The sequence below is a fragment of the Methylobacterium sp. Leaf112 genome (assembly GCF_001423295.1).
Taxonomy (GTDB): Bacteria; Pseudomonadota; Alphaproteobacteria; order Rhizobiales; family Beijerinckiaceae; genus Methylobacterium.
The window spans coordinates 264,959-281,319 of sequence record NZ_LMNG01000023.1 but is presented as its reverse complement, the minus strand read 5'-3'; the positions used below and the strand labels follow the sequence as shown (position 1 = coordinate 281,319).

The 16,361-nt window shown below is 70.7% G+C and carries 17 protein-coding genes; 7 read left to right on the top strand and 10 right to left on the bottom strand.

Going from position 1 to position 16,361, the window contains the following annotated elements; genetic code table 11:
• Positions 1–25: 25 nt before the first annotated feature.
• The 4 genes from cobT to ASF52_RS11665 all read right to left on the bottom strand — a co-directional run bounded on the left by cobT (position 26) and on the right by ASF52_RS11665 (position 4,325).
• Positions 26–1,930, bottom strand: coding sequence for a cobaltochelatase subunit CobT (gene cobT / locus ASF52_RS11680; protein ID WP_056171942.1), 1,905 nt, complete (start codon positions 1,928–1,930; stop codon positions 26–28).
• Positions 1,927–2,430 (bottom strand): DUF29 domain-containing protein, encoded by a 504-nt coding sequence (locus tag ASF52_RS11675; protein ID WP_056171940.1) that lies wholly within the window; start codon positions 2,428–2,430, stop codon positions 1,927–1,929. Before ASF52_RS11675 ends, cobT begins: the two co-directional genes overlap by 4 nt.
• Positions 2,431–2,452: 22 nt before the next feature.
• Positions 2,453–3,436: a cobaltochelatase subunit CobS gene (cobS, locus tag ASF52_RS11670; protein ID WP_056171938.1), complete on the bottom strand. Its 984-nt coding sequence runs from the start codon at positions 3,434–3,436 to the stop codon at positions 2,453–2,455.
• Between the two features lie 262 nt (positions 3,437–3,698).
• Positions 3,699–4,325 carry a J domain-containing protein gene (locus ASF52_RS11665; RefSeq protein WP_056171936.1) on the bottom strand — a complete coding sequence of 209 codons (627 nt, stop codon included), beginning with the start codon at positions 4,323–4,325 and terminating at the stop codon, positions 3,699–3,701.
• A gap of 151 nt (positions 4,326–4,476) precedes the next feature.
• Here ASF52_RS11665 and ASF52_RS11660 point away from each other — a divergent pair, with 151 nt between their 5' ends.
• Together ASF52_RS11660 and arfB are read left to right on the top strand one after the other, a co-directional pair.
• A complete protein-coding gene (locus ASF52_RS11660; protein WP_056171935.1) occupies positions 4,477–4,752 on the top strand; it encodes a BolA family protein in 276 nt (91 codons plus the stop codon).
• Positions 4,753–4,776: 24 nt separating this feature from the next.
• Positions 4,777–5,199, top strand: a complete 423-nt coding sequence (gene arfB, locus ASF52_RS11655) for an alternative ribosome rescue aminoacyl-tRNA hydrolase ArfB (RefSeq protein WP_056171932.1) — start codon at positions 4,777–4,779, stop codon at positions 5,197–5,199.
• 19 nt (positions 5,200–5,218) lie between these two features.
• Here arfB and ASF52_RS11650 read toward each other — a convergent pair whose 3' ends face one another.
• Positions 5,219–5,956 carry a YoaK family protein gene (locus ASF52_RS11650; RefSeq protein WP_056171930.1) on the bottom strand — a complete coding sequence of 246 codons (738 nt, stop codon included), beginning with the start codon at positions 5,954–5,956 and terminating at the stop codon, positions 5,219–5,221.
• Positions 5,957–6,225: 269 nt separating this feature from the next.
• Positions 6,226–7,185: a class I SAM-dependent DNA methyltransferase gene (locus ASF52_RS11645; RefSeq protein WP_056171928.1), complete on the bottom strand. Its 960-nt coding sequence runs from the start codon at positions 7,183–7,185 to the stop codon at positions 6,226–6,228.
• Positions 7,186–7,240: 55 nt separating this feature from the next.
• On the opposite strand from ASF52_RS11645, the gene ASF52_RS11640 reads away from it, so the two are divergent.
• The 3 genes from ASF52_RS11640 to ASF52_RS11630 are packed head-to-tail and all read left to right on the top strand — an operon-like array spanning position 7,241 to position 10,493.
• Positions 7,241–8,281, top strand: a complete 1,041-nt coding sequence (locus ASF52_RS11640; RefSeq protein ID WP_056172200.1) for a ligase-associated DNA damage response exonuclease — start codon at positions 7,241–7,243, stop codon at positions 8,279–8,281.
• Positions 8,278–10,026, top strand: coding sequence for a cisplatin damage response ATP-dependent DNA ligase (locus ASF52_RS11635; RefSeq protein WP_056171926.1), 1,749 nt, complete (start codon positions 8,278–8,280; stop codon positions 10,024–10,026). The genes ASF52_RS11640 and ASF52_RS11635 overlap by 4 nt, the downstream gene beginning before the upstream one ends.
• Positions 10,023–10,493, top strand: coding sequence for a secondary thiamine-phosphate synthase enzyme YjbQ (locus ASF52_RS11630; protein ID WP_056171923.1), 471 nt, complete (start codon positions 10,023–10,025; stop codon positions 10,491–10,493). The genes ASF52_RS11635 and ASF52_RS11630 overlap by 4 nt, the downstream gene beginning before the upstream one ends.
• 46 nt (positions 10,494–10,539) lie before the next feature.
• Here ASF52_RS11630 and ASF52_RS11625 read toward each other — a convergent pair whose 3' ends face one another.
• The 4 genes from ASF52_RS11625 to queE all read right to left on the bottom strand — a co-directional run bounded on the left by ASF52_RS11625 (position 10,540) and on the right by queE (position 13,105).
• A complete protein-coding gene (locus ASF52_RS11625) occupies positions 10,540–11,082 on the bottom strand; it encodes a helix-turn-helix domain-containing protein (protein ID WP_156467419.1) in 543 nt (180 codons plus the stop codon).
• A gap of 298 nt (positions 11,083–11,380) precedes the next feature.
• Positions 11,381–12,085, bottom strand: coding sequence for a 7-cyano-7-deazaguanine synthase QueC (gene queC / locus ASF52_RS11620; protein WP_082515289.1), 705 nt, complete (start codon positions 12,083–12,085; stop codon positions 11,381–11,383).
• Positions 12,082–12,444: a 6-carboxytetrahydropterin synthase QueD gene (gene queD, locus ASF52_RS11615; RefSeq protein WP_056171917.1), complete on the bottom strand. Its 363-nt coding sequence runs from the start codon at positions 12,442–12,444 to the stop codon at positions 12,082–12,084. Before queD ends, queC begins: the two co-directional genes overlap by 4 nt.
• A gap of 22 nt (positions 12,445–12,466) precedes the next feature.
• Complete coding sequence (gene queE / locus ASF52_RS11610; RefSeq protein ID WP_056171914.1) at positions 12,467–13,105, bottom strand: 7-carboxy-7-deazaguanine synthase; 639 nt, start codon at positions 13,103–13,105, stop codon at positions 12,467–12,469.
• 358 nt (positions 13,106–13,463) lie between these two features.
• Here queE and ASF52_RS11605 point away from each other — a divergent pair, with 358 nt between their 5' ends.
• Together ASF52_RS11605 and ASF52_RS11600 are read left to right on the top strand one after the other, a co-directional pair.
• A complete protein-coding gene (locus ASF52_RS11605; protein WP_056171913.1) occupies positions 13,464–15,005 on the top strand; it encodes a D-alanyl-D-alanine carboxypeptidase family protein in 1,542 nt (513 codons plus the stop codon).
• Positions 15,006–15,111: 106 nt separating this feature from the next.
• Positions 15,112–16,251: a CobW family GTP-binding protein gene (locus ASF52_RS11600; protein WP_056171911.1), complete on the top strand. Its 1,140-nt coding sequence runs from the start codon at positions 15,112–15,114 to the stop codon at positions 16,249–16,251.
• Positions 16,252–16,361: the final 110 nt, after the last annotated feature.

The window sequence follows — 16,361 nt, the reverse complement described above, 5'->3', positions numbered from 1 at the left end:
CGGCGATGAAACCGACGTCGGGGGTCTAGCGCCGCCCGCCCGCGCGTGAGGCTTTGCGCCCACCGTTGCCCGCATCCTCCTCGAACAGCTCCGCCAGCTTCTCCGTCATCGCGCCGCCGAGTTCCTCGGCGTCGATGATGGTCACGGCGCGGCGGTAGTAGCGGGTCACGTCGTGGCCGATGCCGATGGCGAGGAGCTCGACGGGGGAGCGGGTCTCGATGTCCTCGATCATCCAGCGCAGGTGGCGCTCGAGGTAGTTGCCCGGATTGACCGACAGGGTCGAATCGTCCACCGGCGCGCCGTCTGAGATCACCATGAGGATCTTGCGCTGCTCCGGCCGGGCGATGAGGCGCTTGTGCGCCCAATCGAGGGCTTCGCCGTCGATGTTCTCCTTCAGCAGCCCCTCGCGCATCATCAGCCCGAGGTTCTTTCGCGCCCGGCGCCAGGGAGCGTCGGCGCTCTTGTAGACGATGTGGCGCAGGTCGTTGAGGCGACCGGGCGCGTTCGGCTTCGACGCGGCGAGCCACGCCTCGCGCGATTGCCCACCCTTCCACGCCCGGGTGGTGAAGCCCAGGATCTCCACCTTGACGCCGCAGCGTTCCAGGGTCCGCGCCAGGATGTCGGCGCAGGTGGCCGCCACGGTGATGGGCCGGCCGCGCATGGAGCCGGAATTGTCGAGCAGCAGGGTCACGACGGTGTCGCGGAAGTTCGTGTCCTTCTCTTGCTTGAAGGAGAGGGGCTGGAACGGGTCCGTCACCACGCGCACGAGGCGGGCGGGGTCGAGCTGGCCCTCCTCGAGGTCGAAATCCCAGGCGCGGTTCTGCTGGGCCAGGAGCCGGCGCTGGAGCCGGTTGGCGAGGCGCCCGACCACGCCCTGCAGGTGGGCGAGCTGCTTGTCGAGGTAGGTCCGCAGGCGGGCCAACTCCTCGGCGTCGCAAAGGTCCTCGGCGTGGATCACCTCGTCGAAGCGGGGATTGAACACCTTGTAGTCGGGGCCGCGGGCCTCGTTGCCCCGAGACGAAGGCGGCCGCCAAGCCTCCGAGGCCTCCTCCGATTCGGCGTTCTCGGCCTCCTCCGGCAGTTCGCCAGACGGGGCGTCGGCCGATTCGGTGGCGCCCTCCTGGAGGTCGTCGGAGGCCTCTTCCGACACCTCCATCTCGGCGCGGTCGCCCTGCGACTGCTCCTCGGCCTCGCCCTCGCTCGGGGTCTGCTCGTCGTCCTGAGACTCGCCCTCGTCGTCGTCGTTGTCGTCGTCCTCGGGGTCGAACGGCGTCTCGTCGGCCATGTCGAGGGAGGTGAGGAGGTCGCGCACGGAGCGGGCGAAGGCGCGCTGATTCTCGAGTGCGCCGATGAGCCCGTCGAGGTTCGGCCCGGCCCTGTCCTCGATATGGGCGCGCCAGAGGTCGACGATCTTCTGCGCCGCCGGCGGGGGCGCCTGGCCGGTGAGGCGCTCGCGCACCATGAGGGCGACGGCGTCCTCCATGGGGGCGTCGGCCCGGTCGGTGATCGCCTCGTACTTGCCGCCGCGATGGTAGCGGTCCTCCAGCATGGCGGAGAGGTTCGAGGCGACGCCCGACATCCGCCGCGCGCCGATGGCCTCGACCCGGGCCTGCTCGACGGCGTCGAACACCGCCCGCGCGCCGGAATTCTCGGGGGCCAGACGGCGATGGACGGCCACATCGTGGCAGCCGAGCCGAAGCGCCATGGAATCGGCGTTGCCGCGCAGGATCGCCACGTCGCCGGGCGTCAGCTTGCGCGGCGGTTCGGGCAGGCGCGCCTTGTCGCCGGTCAGCGCCGGCCGGTCGCTGGCATAGACCACCTCGACCTCGGCCCGCTTGGCGATGGCGCGCAGGCACCCGGCCACCGAGCGCTTCAGCGGTTCGGCGACGGGCTCGCGGCGTTCGCCGGCTTTGCGGTTGGAGATGCTCACGGGCGCTGCTTCTTCACCGAGTCGAAATCGAAGGGCCGGTTCAGGATGTCGTCCCATTCGTAGGGGCATTCGGGGGGAAACTCATCCGGCGGGAGGTGCGTCTCGTCGGACGCCCAGTCCCGTGCGTCCGGGTAGGCGTTGCCCAGAGCCTCGTCGATGCGCGACTTCAAACCGGGGTTGCTCGCCAGAATGCGCTCGTAGCGGCGACGCTGCTCGCGGATCGAGAAGATCCAGCTCGGCGTACGGTGCTCGGGCTGCTGATCCCATTTGAGCATATGCATCACGAGGACGCGCAGGGCGCTCTGGAGTTTGCCGAACTCGCTCTTGGACAAGCTCTCCAACTCCTGGGCGATATGATCGAGATCGAGCGCATCGACCCGCCCGGCACGGAGAAGCGCGACCTGCTCCTGCACCCAGGTGTAAAGGTCGTCCTCGTAGCGCGTCCGGCCGGGGAACACCTCCCCCGTACGCGGTCCGCCCTTCACAGCCGGCTCGCCCATCGCGTCCTCCGCAAAAGATTCCCTAGCTCAGGGCCACGTTCGAGGCGCTCTCGGGCAGGTCCTTGCCGAAGGCGCGCTGGTAGAATTCCGCCACGAGGGTGCGCTCCAGCTCGTCGCACTTGTTGAGGAACGTCACCCGGAAGGCGAAGCCGATATCCTGGAAGATGTCGGCGTTCTCGGCCCAGGTGATGACCGTGCGGGGGCTCATGACCGTCGACAGGTCGCCGTTCATGAACGCATTGCGGGTCAGATCGGCCACGCGCACCATCTTGCTGACGATCTCGCGGCCGCCGTCGCGCTGGTAGTGCAGGGCCTTGGACAGGACGATGTCGACCTCGCGGTCGTGGGGCAGGTAGTTGAGGGTGGTGACGATGGACCAACGGTCCATCTGGCCCTGATTGATCTGCTGGGTGCCGTGATAGAGGCCCGAGGTGTCGCCGAGGCCCACGGTGTTGGCGGTGGCGAACAGCCGGAAGGCCGGGTGCGGGCGGATGACCCGCTTCTGGTCCAGCAGGGTCAGGCGGCCGGAGAGTTCGAGGACGCGCTGGATCACGAACATCACGTCGGGCCGGCCGGCATCGTACTCGTCGAACACCAGGGCGACGTTGTTCTGCAGGGCCCAGGGGAGGATGCCGTCCTGGAAGGCGGTGATCTGCTTGCCCTCCTGCAGCACGATGGCGTCCTTGCCGACGAGATCGATGCGCGAGACGTGGCTGTCGAGGTTGATCCGGATGCAGGGCCAGTTCAGGCGGGCGGCGACCTGCTCGATATGGGTCGACTTGCCGGTGCCGTGATAGCCCGTGACCATGACGCGGCGGTTGCGGGCGAAGCCCGCCAGGATCGCCAGGGTGGTCTCCCTGTCGAAGATGTAGTCCGGGTCGAGGTCGGGCACATGCTCGTCGGTCTTCGTGAAGGCCGGAACCATGAGGTCGAGGTCGATGCCGAAGGCCTCGCGCACGGAGACGGTCCGGTCGGGCAGCGAGGCGGGCGAGACGTCAGAGAGCATACGGGACCTCGTGGAGCGGGCGCCGGCGGGACCGGAACACGCGGGGGCTGTGTCGGGCGAGAGGGGCGCGACGCGCGCGGAGCCGCTTTCGCCCCGTCATCTAGGGGACGGCGCCGGGGGACGCCAAGGGTGGATGCCACACGAAAGAGACGTGGTCGGGCACGATATAGGGCGCCGCGCGCCGATTGCCGCCCCGGCCCGGGCCGACCAGACCTGCAAATCCGACCGGATCCCGAAAATCCACGCAGGGTTCGTGCCGCGCTCAGCACAACCCGGCGGCGCGCAGGGCGTCGTGGGCGCGGATGATGTCGCGCAGGCGCTCCTCGAACGAGCGGTCGCCGCCGTTGGCGTCGGGGTGGAAGCGCTTCACCAGCACCTTGTACTGCGCCTTGATGGCCGCCGAACCGGCGTTCTCGTCGAGCCCGAGGACGTCGAGGGCCTTGAGGGTGGCCGAGGAATGGCGCGGCCGGCGCGGCTCGGGCGCGCGTTTGCGCCGGGCGGTCTCGCCGACGCCCTCGGCGCGCAGGATGTCGAGGGGATCGACATAGGCCCAGTCGCGCGTGGCTTCGGGCTTCGGCTTCGCCGCGGCGGTGGCGGGGTTCACCCCCATGGCCCAGGTCGGGCGATGGCCGATGATGGCGTCCTTCTGGAAGGCCTGCACGGCGGCGTCGTTCATGCCGTCGAAGTAGTTGTACGTGGCGTTGTAGGCCTTCACGTGGTCCATGCAGAAGCGCCAGTACTGCCCCTCCGCCTTCCGGCCCTTGGGGGCGCGGTAGAGCCCGGGGTTCTGGCAGCCGGGCGTGTCGCAGCCCTGCGCCGACGCCTTCTTGGGCTCGTCGCAGGTGCGCTTGATGCGGATGCTGTCGAACAGGGGCGAGTTGAGATCCATGATGGGGCGATTATGAGAGGGCGGGTCGCAGACACAAGAGCGCCGGGCCTGATGCCGCATGCGGCCATCGGGGGTTGACGGGAGCGGCGGCCAAGCCCCCGAACGAGCGAGCCCCGAACGCGAGATCATTCGCCCGGAAGGAGACCGAACCATGACGACCATGAGGGACTGGATCGACGAGACCCTGCGATCCGCGCTCGCGCCGACGCATCTCGATGTGATCGACGAATCGCACCTGCACGCCGGCCATGCCGGGGCGCGGCCCGAGGGCGAGACCCATTTCAGACTGGATGTCGTCTCGGCGGCCTTCGACGGCAAGAGCCGGGTCGAGCGCCACCGCCTCGTCAACGGCGCCCTCGATCCGGCGTTCAAGCGCGGCCTGCACGCCCTGGCGGTTCGGGCGCGGACGCCGGCCGAGGCCGCCTGATCGAACGGGCCGGAGACCGTCGCCGTGGCGCTTCAGTGCACGCCCCAGATCAGCATCGACGAGGCGGAGCTGGAGGAAAGCTTCGTGCGCGCCTCGGGCCCCGGCGGGCAGAACGTCAACAAGCTGTCCACCGCGGTGCAGCTGCGCTTCGATGCGCGGCGCTCGCCGTCCCTGCCCAACGCCGTCGCGGTGCGGCTGATGCGGCTCGCCGGCCGGCGCCTGACGCTGGACGGCATCATCGTCATCTCGGCCCAGCAGCACCGGACCCAGGACCGCAACCGGGCCGATGCCCGCGAGCGCCTCGCCGCCCTGGTGGCGGAGGCCGCCGTGCCGCCGACCCCGCGCCGGGCCACGCGCCCGACCCTGGCCTCGAAGAAGCGGCGCCTCGACGAAAAGTCGAAGCGCTCCGACACCAAGCGCCTGCGCGGGGACCGGGGCGACGGGTGATCCCCAACACCCGCCCGCCTCAGGGCGTCGGGGCGGCGGTGCCGTCCGGCGGATGGTGCTCGACCTCGCCGCTGACGTAGGGGCTGCCGGGCTTGGCGATGGTGAGCACCAGGGCGATGACCGCGAGCAGGGCCGCCAGGGCCGCCGGGAACAGGAACGCGTCCTCTCCGTAATGCATCTGCAGCACGCCGCCGATGACCGCGCCGGTGCTGAGCGCCGCCCACAGGGGGGCCTGGATCCAGAACGACGGCGCGACCACGCCGAGGAGCAGGTTGGCGAGGCCGGTTCCGAACCGCACCACGGCGCCGGTGACGTAGGTGAGCGCCAGGCTGCGGCCGCCCTCGTCCTGCAGGGTCGCGTTCTGGAGGCCGAGCGCGATGACGATGGGATAGGCGTGGAGCGGGAATGCGAAGGTGCCGTGGGGCACGATGAGCCCGACGGTGAGCAGCACCGCCTGGAGCAGCAGCAGCACGGACAGGCGCCAGCGCCCGACCCAGGCGGCGATGAGCGTGCCCGCGAAGGCGCCGAAGCAGAACAGGATGATGACGGAGGCGACGCGCGAGGTGCTCTCCCAGTCGAATCGGCTGACCGACACGCCGAACCGCGTGGTGTTCCCGCTCATGAACGACATGAACAGCTGCGAGAATTCGAGGAAGCCGATGGAATCGGCGCAGCCCGCCACGGCCGAGAGGGCGAGGGCGAACGGGATGCGCGTTCGCGCGCTGGCGGGAAACGCCTTGCTCTGCGGGTCTGCCATGGAATCTCCAGAGGATCGGCCCCGGGGAGGGGCAGGGAAACGGCCCGACGCGGGGACGACGCCACGACGCGGGATTGCCGGTCCCCATACGCGCCCGGGCGCGCAATGGGATTCCGGGAGGCTGTCGAATCTGGCCATGGCGTGCCGTGCGGCACCTGTCCACCGTTCCGCCTCGCGGGGACGGGATGATCGGCTGACGTTCGCGTGATCCGGCTTGCCGGCTACCCACCCTCGCCCGTGATCCGAACTCGCCCGGGATCCGGACCGGATCAGCCGGGCCGGCGGGCGACGACGATGCGTCCCGGGACGGGCAGGCCGCGTTCGCGCCGGAGGGTCGCGGGGTCGAGGCATTCGAGGACGAGGCCGGCCCGCGCCACGGCCCGTTCCACCAGGACATCGCCATGGGCGTAGCGGGCGTCCGGGCCGAGCACGATGCCGTCGCCCGCATGGGATTGCACGCTGAAGCCGAGGCACCCGCCCGGCCGCAGCACCCGCGCGGACCCCGCTAGGAGGTCCGTAAGTCCGCCCACGTAAATCATCACGTCGGCGGCGGTGACGAGGTCGGTCCCGGCGTCCGGTTCCGCCGCGAGGCCCGCCACGAGGTCGGCCTCCACCAGGCGGGCGTAGCGCTTCCCCCGCGCGGCCTCGGCCAGCATGAGGGGCGAGAGGTCGATGCCCGTGAGGTGGCGCGCCTGGTCGCCCAGGGCCGCGCCCACGAGGCCGGTGCCGCAGCCGAGGTCGAGCACGGTGTCGTAGACCGCCGGCGCGTCCGACAGGCGATCGAGGGCCGCGACGATGAGTTCCGGCGCCCGGTAGGCGAGGTCGTCCACGAGGTGGCGCTCGAACCGCGCGGCGTAGGCGTCGAACAGGGCACGGATGTAGGCCGGGGAGATCGCCCCCAGAACGCCGCCGTCGCCGTCCTCCCGGCGGCCCGCGCCGATCTGCGCCAGGGCGAGCCGGGCGCCCTGCACGTCCTCGGGGTCGAGGTCGAGGGCCGCCGCGTAGGCCCGCAGCGCCGCGTGGTGGTCGCGGAGGTCGCCGTGGGTGACGTAGCGGGCCTCCCGCGCCCGGCCGAGGAGAAACCAGGCCGGGGCGTAGCGGGGGGCGATCTCCAGGGTCTGCTCCGCCATCTCGGCGGCCCCAAGGGCATCGCCCTCGGCCAGGCACCCCTCGGCGTAGGCGTAGCGTCTGTCGGCGAGGAACTCGCCGGAACCGGAGGGGCGTGACATGCTGGGTGGGGGCGGCCGCTTCGCTCGGGGATCGGGCGCCCTATATGCCGCGCCGATGACCTTCAGCGCCAGCGATCTCCTCACCCTGACCCGCGAGGGGCTCTACTGCCCCCTCGGCGATTTCCACGTCGATCCGACCTGGCCCGTGCCCCGGGCCCTGATCACCCACGGCCACGCCGACCACGCCCGCGCCGGCCACGGGCAGGTGCTCGCCACGGGCCAGACCCTGCGGATCATGGCCGTGCGCTACGGCGAGGATTTTTGCGAGACCCGCCAGGAGGCCAAGCTCGGCGAGGACATCCGCGTCGGCGACGTCACCGTCCGCTTCGCCCCCGCCGGGCACGTCCTCGGCTCGGCCCAGATCGCGATTCAGGCGCGGGGCGTGCGCGTCGTGGTCTCGGGTGACTACAAGCGCGCGCCCGATCCGACCTGCCTGCCCTTCGAGGTCATGCCGTGCGACGTGTTCATCACCGAGGCGACCTTCGGCCTGCCGGTGTTCCGCATGCCCGACACCCGGGACGAGGTTCAAAAACTCCTCGATTCCGTGGCGCTGTTCCCCGAGCGCGCCCACATCGTCGGCGCCTACGCGCTCGGCAAGGCCCAGCGGGTGATGGCCCTGCTGCGGGAGGCCGGCTACGACCGGCCGATCTACCTCCACGGCGCCATGGAGAAACTGACGGAGCTGTACAAGCAGGAGGGGGTTCCGCTCGGCGAGACCCCCAAGGTCGTCGCGGCCGAGCGGGGCAAGCTCCACGGCGCCATCGTGCTGTGCCCGCCCTCCGCGATCCAGGACGTGTGGTCGCGCAAATTCCCCGATCCCGTCGCCTCCTTCGCGTCGGGCTGGATGCGGGTGCGCGCCCGCGCCCGCCAGAAGGGCGCCGAACTCCCCCTTTGCATCTCCGACCATTCCGACTGGCCCGACCTCTGCCGCACGATCCGGGAGACCGGGGCCGGGGAGGTCTGGGTGACCCACGGGCAGGAGGACGCCCTGGTGCATTGGTGCGGGATCCAAGGGATCAAGGCCAAGCCCCTGCACCTGCTGGGCTACGGCGACGACGGCGAGGCCGAGCCGGGCGTCGCGGAGGTCGCCGCGTGAACCACTTCGCCCAGCTCCTCGACCGTCTCGCCTACGAGCCGCGCCGCAACGCCAAGCTGCGCCTGCTGCAGGACTACTTTTCGCGGACCCCCGACCCCGAGCGCGGCTTCGCCCTCGCGGCCATGACCGGCAACCTGACCTTTCGCGAGGCGAAGCCCGCGATGATCCGCGGGCTGGTGGAGGCGCGGGTCGATCCGGTGCTCTTCGCCCTGTCGCACAACTACGTCGGCGATCTCGCCGAGACCACGGCGCTGATCTGGCCGGCGCCTGACGTCACAGCTTCCCTCGATGCCCTTACGCCCGGGCGTGGGGATGCGCCCCCGCCTCTCGGCCACAACAACCCGCCGCCCCACATCCCGACCCTGGCGGAGGTGGTCGAGACCCTCGCCACCGTGAAGAAGGCCGATTTGCCGGCCCGCCTCGCCGAGTGGCTCGACGCGCTGGACGAGACCGGCCGCTGGGCGCTCCTGAAGCTTATCACCGGGGCCCTGCGCGTCGGCGTCTCGGCGCGTCTGGCCAAGACCGCCGTAGGGGCGCTCGGCGGCCACGAGGCCGACGCGGTGGAGGAGGTCTGGCACGGGATGGTGCCGCCGTACCTGAGCCTGTTCGCCTGGGTCGAGGGGAAGGCCGAGCGCCCCACCACCCTCAACCCGGCGCCGTTCCGGCCACCGATGCTGTCGCACCCCATCGATGCGGAGACGGACTTCGAGAAACTCGACCCGGCGGCGTTCTCGGGCGAGTGGAAGTGGGACGGCATCCGCGTCCAGCTCTCGGGCGGCCGCGACGAGGTGGGAAGCCAAGTCGCGCGGGTCTATTCGCGCACGGGCGAGGACATCACCGGCGCATTCCCGGATCTGGCGCAGGCCATCACCTTCACGGGCACGCTGGACGGCGAATTGCTGATCCTGAAGGAATCCCGCGTCCTGAGCTTCAACGTCCTGCAGCAGCGCCTCAACCGCAAGGCGGTGACCCCGAAGCTCCTGGAGGAATTTCCCGCCCATGTCCGGGCCTACGACCTGCTCACGGCGGAGGGCGCGGACCTGCGCCCGCTGCCCTTCGCCGAGCGCCGGGCGCGGCTGGAGACGTTCGTCGGTGCCCTCGACCACGCCCGCATCGATCTCTCGCCCCTCGTGCCCTTCGCCACCTGGGAGGACCTTGCCGAAGCGCGCGCCGACCCGGCCGCCGTGGGGGCGGGGGCGGATGCCGACGCCATCGAGGGCGTGATGCTGAAGCTCCGCGACAGCCCCTACCTGCCCGGCCGCCCCAAGGGGCCGTGGTGGAAATGGAAGCGCGAGCCCCACCTCGTCGACGCCGTGATGATGTACGCCCAGCGCGGCCACGGGAAGCGCTCGTCGTTCTACTCGGACTACACCTTCGGCGTGTGGCGGCCCCGCCAGGACGGCAGCCTCGAACTGGTGCCCGTCGGCAAGGCCTATCACGGCTTCACCGACGCGGAACTGGCCAAGCTCGACCGCTACGTCCGCAACCACACGGTCAAGCGCTTCGGCCCCGTGCGCGAGGTCGCGTACGGCCTCAACGAGGGGCTGGTGCTGGAGATCGCCTTCGAGGGCGTGCAGCGCTCGACCCGGCACAAGTCCGGCCTCGCGCTCCGCTTCCCCCGCGTCCACCGCATCCGCTGGGACAAGCCGGCGGCGGAGGCCGATCGCATCGCCCTCCTCGAAACCATCCTGGCCCGGGGGACGAGCGAGATCGCCCCGGGCGCCACCCTGGAGATCCCCTCATGACCCGTGGCGCCCGCATCGGCGAACTCGACGGCTTCCGGGTGGGCCCGGTGAGCCGGCAGGCGAGCGCCCGCCTCGTGGTGGCGACGGAGGGCCCCGGCTTCACCGACATCACCGGACGCGTCGCCGCGTTCGTGGCCCGCAGCGGCGTCGCGCACGGCGTGCTGACGGTGTTCTGCCGGCACACCTCGGCCTCCCTGACCATCCAGGAGAACGCCGACCCGGACGTGCAGACCGACCTCATGACCGCCCTCGACGGGTTCGCTCCGCGCCACGGCGCCTACGTGCACGGCAGCGAGGGCCCGGACGACATGCCGGCCCATATCCGCACCCTGGTGACGGATGCGAGCCTCGCCGTGCCGGTGCTGGACGCCCGCCTCGCGCTGGGCACCTGGCAGGGCATCTATCTCATCGAGCACCGCGACCGGCCGCACCGGCGGGAGGTTGTTCTGGCGGTCGTGGGGGCCTAACGTTCCCGCTTGGCCCCGGCCCCTCTCCGGCCTCGGTTCCTCCGCGCTATCGAAACGCAGGCGCTGCGGCGTCGAGGGTCGCGGTTCCGCCCCTGGCGAGGGCATCCACGACGGCCTCGGGGTGGCGATAGATCGTCCAGATGAGGGTCATGGCCGTCGCGTTCGGCTTCGACTTGCCCTGCTCCCAGTTCTTGACAGTTGCTTCCTCCAGCCCGAACCGCAGGGCGAACTGAGCTTGCGAGAGATGCAGGGATTCCCGCACGATCCGAACCGAGATCTGGTCAGGCCAATGCCTGCGCGCGTCGATGCCCAAAGCCGTCAGTTCGGAGATCAGGTGGTTCAGGCTCTCGACTTTCGGCACCTCGACATAGGCCTCGCCCGTATCGAAGAGTTCGGTCATGACCGCGTGAGCGGCCTTCACCGGGAGATGCCGACGGATCAGGGCGCGGGCCGCCGCCACCGTGTTCAGGTCAGCGTCCGGCCGCCGCTTGAGGCTGAGGCGCTCTGCGGAGCCTTCGCGGACGGGGGGCTCGTCCCGGATTTGCACCCGTGGTCCGAACACCGCCAACAATGTGGATCTCGTCGACATCCAGCTGCTCCATGACCCCCTGCACGATGTCCCGTAGCGCAGCCGCGCCCCATTGCTCCGCCGGATCGCCACCGATGTGCAGGCCGGTCAGCACAAGAGTTCGGCCCAGGAGCGTCACCTCGGCCATGACGTCGAGGGATCCACGCGGGGTCTGCACCGCGACCGTGAAAATCGGGTCGTCGCTGTTGGCGTGATCGACGACGATCCCGACGTCACACGCCACGACACATCCTATGCCCTACGCAACTTGCGTACAAGGTGCAGGCAGGCGTCGTCGCCTCGTGTCTGCCGGCGAACCTCACGCACGCTCCGCGACGAACGCCCGATACCCCTTCGCCCGCAGGTCGCAGGCCGGGCAGGTCCCGCACCCGTAGCCCCAATCATGCCGCGCGCCCCGCTCGCCGAGGTAGCAGGTGTGGCTCTCCTCCACGACGAGGTCGACCAGGGGCCGGCCCCCGAGGGTTTCGGCCAGGGCCCAGGTCGCGGCCTTGTCGATCCACATGAGGGGCGTGTGGAGGACGAAGCGGCGGTCCATGCCGAGGTTGAGGGCCACCTGCAGGGCCTTGATCGTGTCGTCGCGGCAATCGGGGTAGCCGGAATAATCCGTCTCGCACATGCCGCCGACGATGTGGCGCAGGCCCCGCCGGTAGGCCAAAGCCGCCGCGAAGGTGAGGAACAGCAGATTGCGGCCCGGCACGAAGGTGTTGGGCAGGCCGTCCGCCGCCAGGGCGATCGCGGTGTCGCGGGTGAGCGCCGTGTCGGAGACGGCGCCGAGCGCCGCGAGGTCGAGGGTGTGGTCGTCGCCGAGGCGGGACGCCCAGCCCGGGTTCAGGGCCGTCATGCCGTCCCGCAGGGCGGCCCGGCCGTCGAGTTCGATCCGGTGGCGCTGGCCGTAGTCGAAGCCCAGGGTCTCGACGCGGGGGAAGCGGTCGAGGGCCCAGGCGAGGCAGGTGGCCGAATCCTGGCCGCCCGAGAACAGGACCAGGGCGCCGTCGTGGCTCACCGGGTCTCGCCTTCGTATTCCGCCCAGGACATCGGCGTCTCGTAGACCTTCACCGAGGACAGGGCCGGCAGGGCCGCCTTGGTGCGGGCCCAGATCCAGGCGGCGATGTGCTCGGCCGTGGGGTTCTCCAAACCCTCGATGTCGTTGAGGCAGTAATGGTCGAGCTGCAGCAGCACGGGGGCGAAGGCGTGCTCCACGTCGAAGAAATCCACCACCCAGCCGGTGTCGGGATCGACGGCGCCGGTGAGCGTCAGTTCCACCCGGTAGGAATGCCCGTGCATGCGGTGGCAGCGATGCGTCTCGGGCACGTTCGGAAGGCGGTGGGCCGCCTCGAAGGTGAAGGCTTGGGTGATCTTCATGGGTCGCAATCTACACGGCTCGCTAGGGGATTCCGATGATCTTGTGGGTCTGGAGCGAGAGCCGCCAGCGCGCGTCGCTCCGACAGTACGCGACGGCCGCCTGCGTGTTGGCGCGGCGCGCCGGCCCGTCCATGGGCTGGAGCCAATGGTGGCGGAAGGGCAGATCCGCGAAATGCGCGGGATCGGCCGCGGCCTCCGCCTGCGGATAGACGAGCTTGAGTTCGTGGCCCGTGCGCTGCACCAGGGGATTGCCGGCCTTGGGACTGACGCAGATCCAGTCGATCCCCTCGGGCGCGGCCAGGGTGCCGTTGGTCTCGACCGCGATCTCGAACCCACGGGCATGCACCGCCACGATGAGGGCGGGATCGAGCTGGAGCAGGGGCTCGCCGCCCGTGAACACCACGTAGCGATGGTGCGGCCCGCCGGTCCAGGTCGTCGCGATGGCGTCCGCGAGGGCGTCCGGCGTGGCGAACCGGCCGCCGCCCTCGCCGTCCATGCCGAGGAAATCGGTGTCGCAGAACCGGCAGGCCGCATCGGCGCGGTCCTGCTCGCGGCCGGACCACAGGTTGCAGCCGGTGAACCGGCAGAACACCGCCGCCCGGCCCGCCTGCGCGCCTTCGCCCTGGAGGGTGTGGAAGAGTTCCTTGACCGCGTAAGCCATGCTGTTCCGGGGCGCCCCTCGCCAAGCGCCGCGCCCGATGTTCCCGAATGAGGCCCTGCACATAGGCCCGCCGCGCCCGCGAGGCCACACCGAACCGCGCGGATGCTGTATCGCGGGAAGACGGGCCGGCCGTCGGCCTCACGATCGCTGCGCCTGCTTCATGGAAAACACCCAGCCCATCCACGCGAGCGCGGCTGGCCTGTGCGCTGCGAAACCCTTCGCCATGCTCTCGCCACGGAGGCCGGGTTGGTGGCATCCGAATGGCGGGGACCCTCGCCCGAGCTTTGCCGTTGCCCCCAACATGTCCGCCGGGTTCGATGTCCATCGAGCCGGACTGGACCTTTCCGAGACAGGCCCGATGTCGAACCCGTTGTTGAGGCGTCTCGCCTTTGGTTTCACGGCGTGCGTGGGACTGCTCGGTGCGAGTTCCGCCGGCGCGGTGACCGCGCCGATCCTCGTCGTCGAGGTGGATTCCGGCAAGGTGATCTACGCGCAGGGTGCCACCGACCCGTGGTTTCCCGCCTCCATCACCAAGCTGATGACCGTCTACGTCGCCCTCGACCTCGTGCGCCAGGGCAAGGTCTCGCTGGATTCGCTCCTCACCATCTCGCCCGCCGCCGCCGCCGAGCCGCCCTCGAAGATGGGCTTCCGGCCGGGCACGCAACTCACCCTCGACAACGCCCTGAAGATCATCATGGTGAAGTCGGCCAACGACGTCGCCTGGGCCATCGGCGAGCATCTCGGCGGTTCCATCGACGGCTTCTCCGCGATGATGAACGAGACCGCCCAGCGCATCGGCATGCGCGAGAGCCGGTGGACCAACCCCAACGGCCTGCCCGACGCCCGGCAATGGACCACGGCCCGCGACATGGCGATCCTCGGCCGCGCGCTCATCCGCGACTTTCCCGACAATCGCGGTCTGTTCTCCATCTCGGCGATCCAGTTCGGCAAGTCGATCATGGCCAACCACAACGGCCTGCTCGGGCGCTACGCCGGGGCCGACGGCATGAAGACCGGCTTCATCTGCGCGGGTGGGTTCAACGTGGTGTCGAGCGCCACCCGCAACGGGCGCCGCCTCATCACCGTGGTCATGGGCCAGCCGAGCGCCCGCGAGCGCGACCTCAAGGCCTCCGACCTGTTCGATTACGGCTTCGGCCAGTCCGCCGGCTGGACGGCCCAGACCCTCGACGCCCTGCCGACCTCCGCCATCGCCGAGCCGCCGGACCTGCGCCCCTACATCTGCGACCGGAAGAAGCCCATGCCGGTGGACGAGGGCCCGGGCGCCATCGCGGGCAACACCGACAGCTCCAACGCCCAGATCCTCGCCGCGGCGGCGCTCCCCGGTTCGGCCCTGGCGCTCGCCACCCTCAACAACGGCGCCATGCGGGGCCGCGCCCTGCCGGCCCGCGCCCCGCTCCAGCCGATCCCCGTGTGGATCGGCCGCAATCCGGCCGAGGGCGCCATCGTCCTCAACGCCCAGGCGGAAGCCGACAAGGCCGAGCGCGCCCAGACGCAGGCCGCCGCCCGCAAGGCCCGCCTCGACACCCTGGCGGCCCGCCGCGAGGCGGCGAAGGAGGCCCGTCAGGCGCAAGCGAAATCGGACCCGAAGCACCCCGACGCCAAGAAGGCCAACGGCAAGACGCCCGATGCGAAGAAGGCCCTGGCGCGCGGCAAGTCCGCAGTCCCGTCGACGGCGAGCGCCTACGCCCCCGTCGAGTCGACGCCGGTGCTGGAGGGCGCGCCGAAGCTCAAGGTGACCACCCCCGCCGGAAAAACGGCGCCGAAGGGGGGCAAGCCCGAGGCGAAGGCCGAGATCAAGCCGGCGGCCAAGCCAGCGGCTAAGCCGGTCGTCAAGCCGAAGCAGGCGGCCCGCCCGGCGAAGGCCGGCGACGACGAGTAACGCCGGGGGCTTCCCCCACGGCTGGGGCCAAGCCCCGGCATCGGAGCGGTCGAGCCTCGGTATCGGGGCGATTGAGCCCCGGCGCGCGCCGGGTTAGGCCATCCCCATGACTGCATCCCTCGCTTCCGTCCTCTCGCCCACCGATCCGCGCGCGCCCGCGCCGATCCCCCTGACAGTTCTCACGGGCTTCCTCGGGGCCGGCAAGACCACCCTGCTCAATCGGATGCTGCGGGATCCCGCGCTCGCCGACACCGTGGTTATCGTCAACGAGTTCGGCGAGATCGGCCTCGACCATCTCCTCATCGAGACGGTGGACGAGGACATGATCCTCCTCGGCGCCGGCTGCCTGTGCTGCACCGTGCGGGGCGACCTCATCGCCACCCTCGAAGACCTGCTGCGCAAGCGCGACAACGGCCGCATCCCGCCGTTCCGCCGTGTGGTCATCGAGACTACGGGCCTCGCCGACCCGGCCCCGATCCTCCACGCCCTGATCTACCATCCCTACCTGGTGATCCGGTACCGCCTGCAGGGCGTCGTCACGGTAGTGGACGCGGTCAACGGCGACGCGACCCTCGACGCGCACCGGGAGGCCGTCCGGCAGGCGGCGGTGGCCGACCGGCTGGTGCTGACCAAGGCGGACCTAGCGGAGGGGGGCACCGACGCCCTCGTCGCCCGACTGCGCGCCCTCAACCCGGCCGCCCCCATCGACGGCGCCGACGTCGCCCCGGCCGACCTTCTCGGCGGCTTCTTCGGCCTCGCCGGCAAGAGCGCCGATGTGGCCGCGTGGCTCGGGGTAGAGGCCGTGGCGGCGCACCACCACCATGATCACGCGCACGACCACGGGCACGGCCATCATCATCACGACGTGAACCGGCACGACGCGGCGATCCGGGCCTTCACCCTGACCCACGACGTGCCGGTGCCGCGCGCCCGGTTCGAGATGTTCCTCGACCTCGTGCGCTCGGCCCACGGCCCCAAGCTCCTGCGCCTCAAGGGGCTGGTGGCCCTCTCCGACGCGCCGGACAACCCCGTGGTGGTGCACGGCGTGCAGCACATCGTCCACGCCCCCGTGCACCTCGACGCCTGGCCCGACGACGACCGGCGCTCGCGCCTCGTCCTCATCGTGCGCGACCTCGACCCGGCCTTCGTCACCGGCCTGTGGGACGCCTTCCTGGGCCGCCCGCGCATCGACGCGCCCGACATGACCGCGCTGACCGACAACCCCCTGGCGATCCCGGGCGGCTGAGGCCCCGCGGCCCGATCCGGGGCACATCCGCACGGCATCGATCTTGGAGCGATCGACCAAAGGGCGCCCTGCGGGGTGCCGGTTCGTCCCGAAACGGGACGCCGCGTGGG

What these genes read in the sequence shown, in the direction of transcription:
- ASF52_RS11675 (WP_056171940.1), bottom strand. Translation starts at nt 2,430, where the DNA reads ATGGGCGAGCCGGCTGTGAAGGGCGGACCGCGTACGGGGGAGGTGTTC.
- cobS (WP_056171938.1), bottom strand. Translation starts at nt 3,436, where the DNA reads ATGCTCTCTGACGTCTCGCCCGCCTCGCTGCCCGACCGGACCGTCTCC.
- ASF52_RS11665 (WP_056171936.1), bottom strand. Translation starts at nt 4,325, where the DNA reads ATGGATCTCAACTCGCCCCTGTTCGACAGCATCCGCATCAAGCGCACC.
- ASF52_RS11660 (WP_056171935.1), top strand. Translation starts at nt 4,477, where the DNA reads ATGACGACCATGAGGGACTGGATCGACGAGACCCTGCGATCCGCGCTC.
- ASF52_RS11650 (WP_056171930.1), bottom strand. Translation starts at nt 5,956, where the DNA reads ATGGCAGACCCGCAGAGCAAGGCGTTTCCCGCCAGCGCGCGAACGCGC.
- ASF52_RS11645 (WP_056171928.1), bottom strand. Translation starts at nt 7,185, where the DNA reads ATGTCACGCCCCTCCGGTTCCGGCGAGTTCCTCGCCGACAGACGCTAC.
- ASF52_RS11640 (WP_056172200.1), top strand. Translation starts at nt 7,241, where the DNA reads ATGACCTTCAGCGCCAGCGATCTCCTCACCCTGACCCGCGAGGGGCTC.
- ASF52_RS11630 (WP_056171923.1), top strand. Translation starts at nt 10,023, where the DNA reads ATGACCCGTGGCGCCCGCATCGGCGAACTCGACGGCTTCCGGGTGGGC.
- ASF52_RS11625 (WP_156467419.1), bottom strand. Translation starts at nt 11,082, where the DNA reads ATGTCGACGAGATCCACATTGTTGGCGGTGTTCGGACCACGGGTGCAA.
- queD (WP_056171917.1), bottom strand. Translation starts at nt 12,444, where the DNA reads ATGAAGATCACCCAAGCCTTCACCTTCGAGGCGGCCCACCGCCTTCCG.
- queE (WP_056171914.1), bottom strand. Translation starts at nt 13,105, where the DNA reads ATGGCTTACGCGGTCAAGGAACTCTTCCACACCCTCCAGGGCGAAGGC.
- ASF52_RS11605 (WP_056171913.1), top strand. Translation starts at nt 13,464, where the DNA reads ATGTCGAACCCGTTGTTGAGGCGTCTCGCCTTTGGTTTCACGGCGTGC.
- ASF52_RS11600 (WP_056171911.1), top strand. Translation starts at nt 15,112, where the DNA reads ATGACTGCATCCCTCGCTTCCGTCCTCTCGCCCACCGATCCGCGCGCG.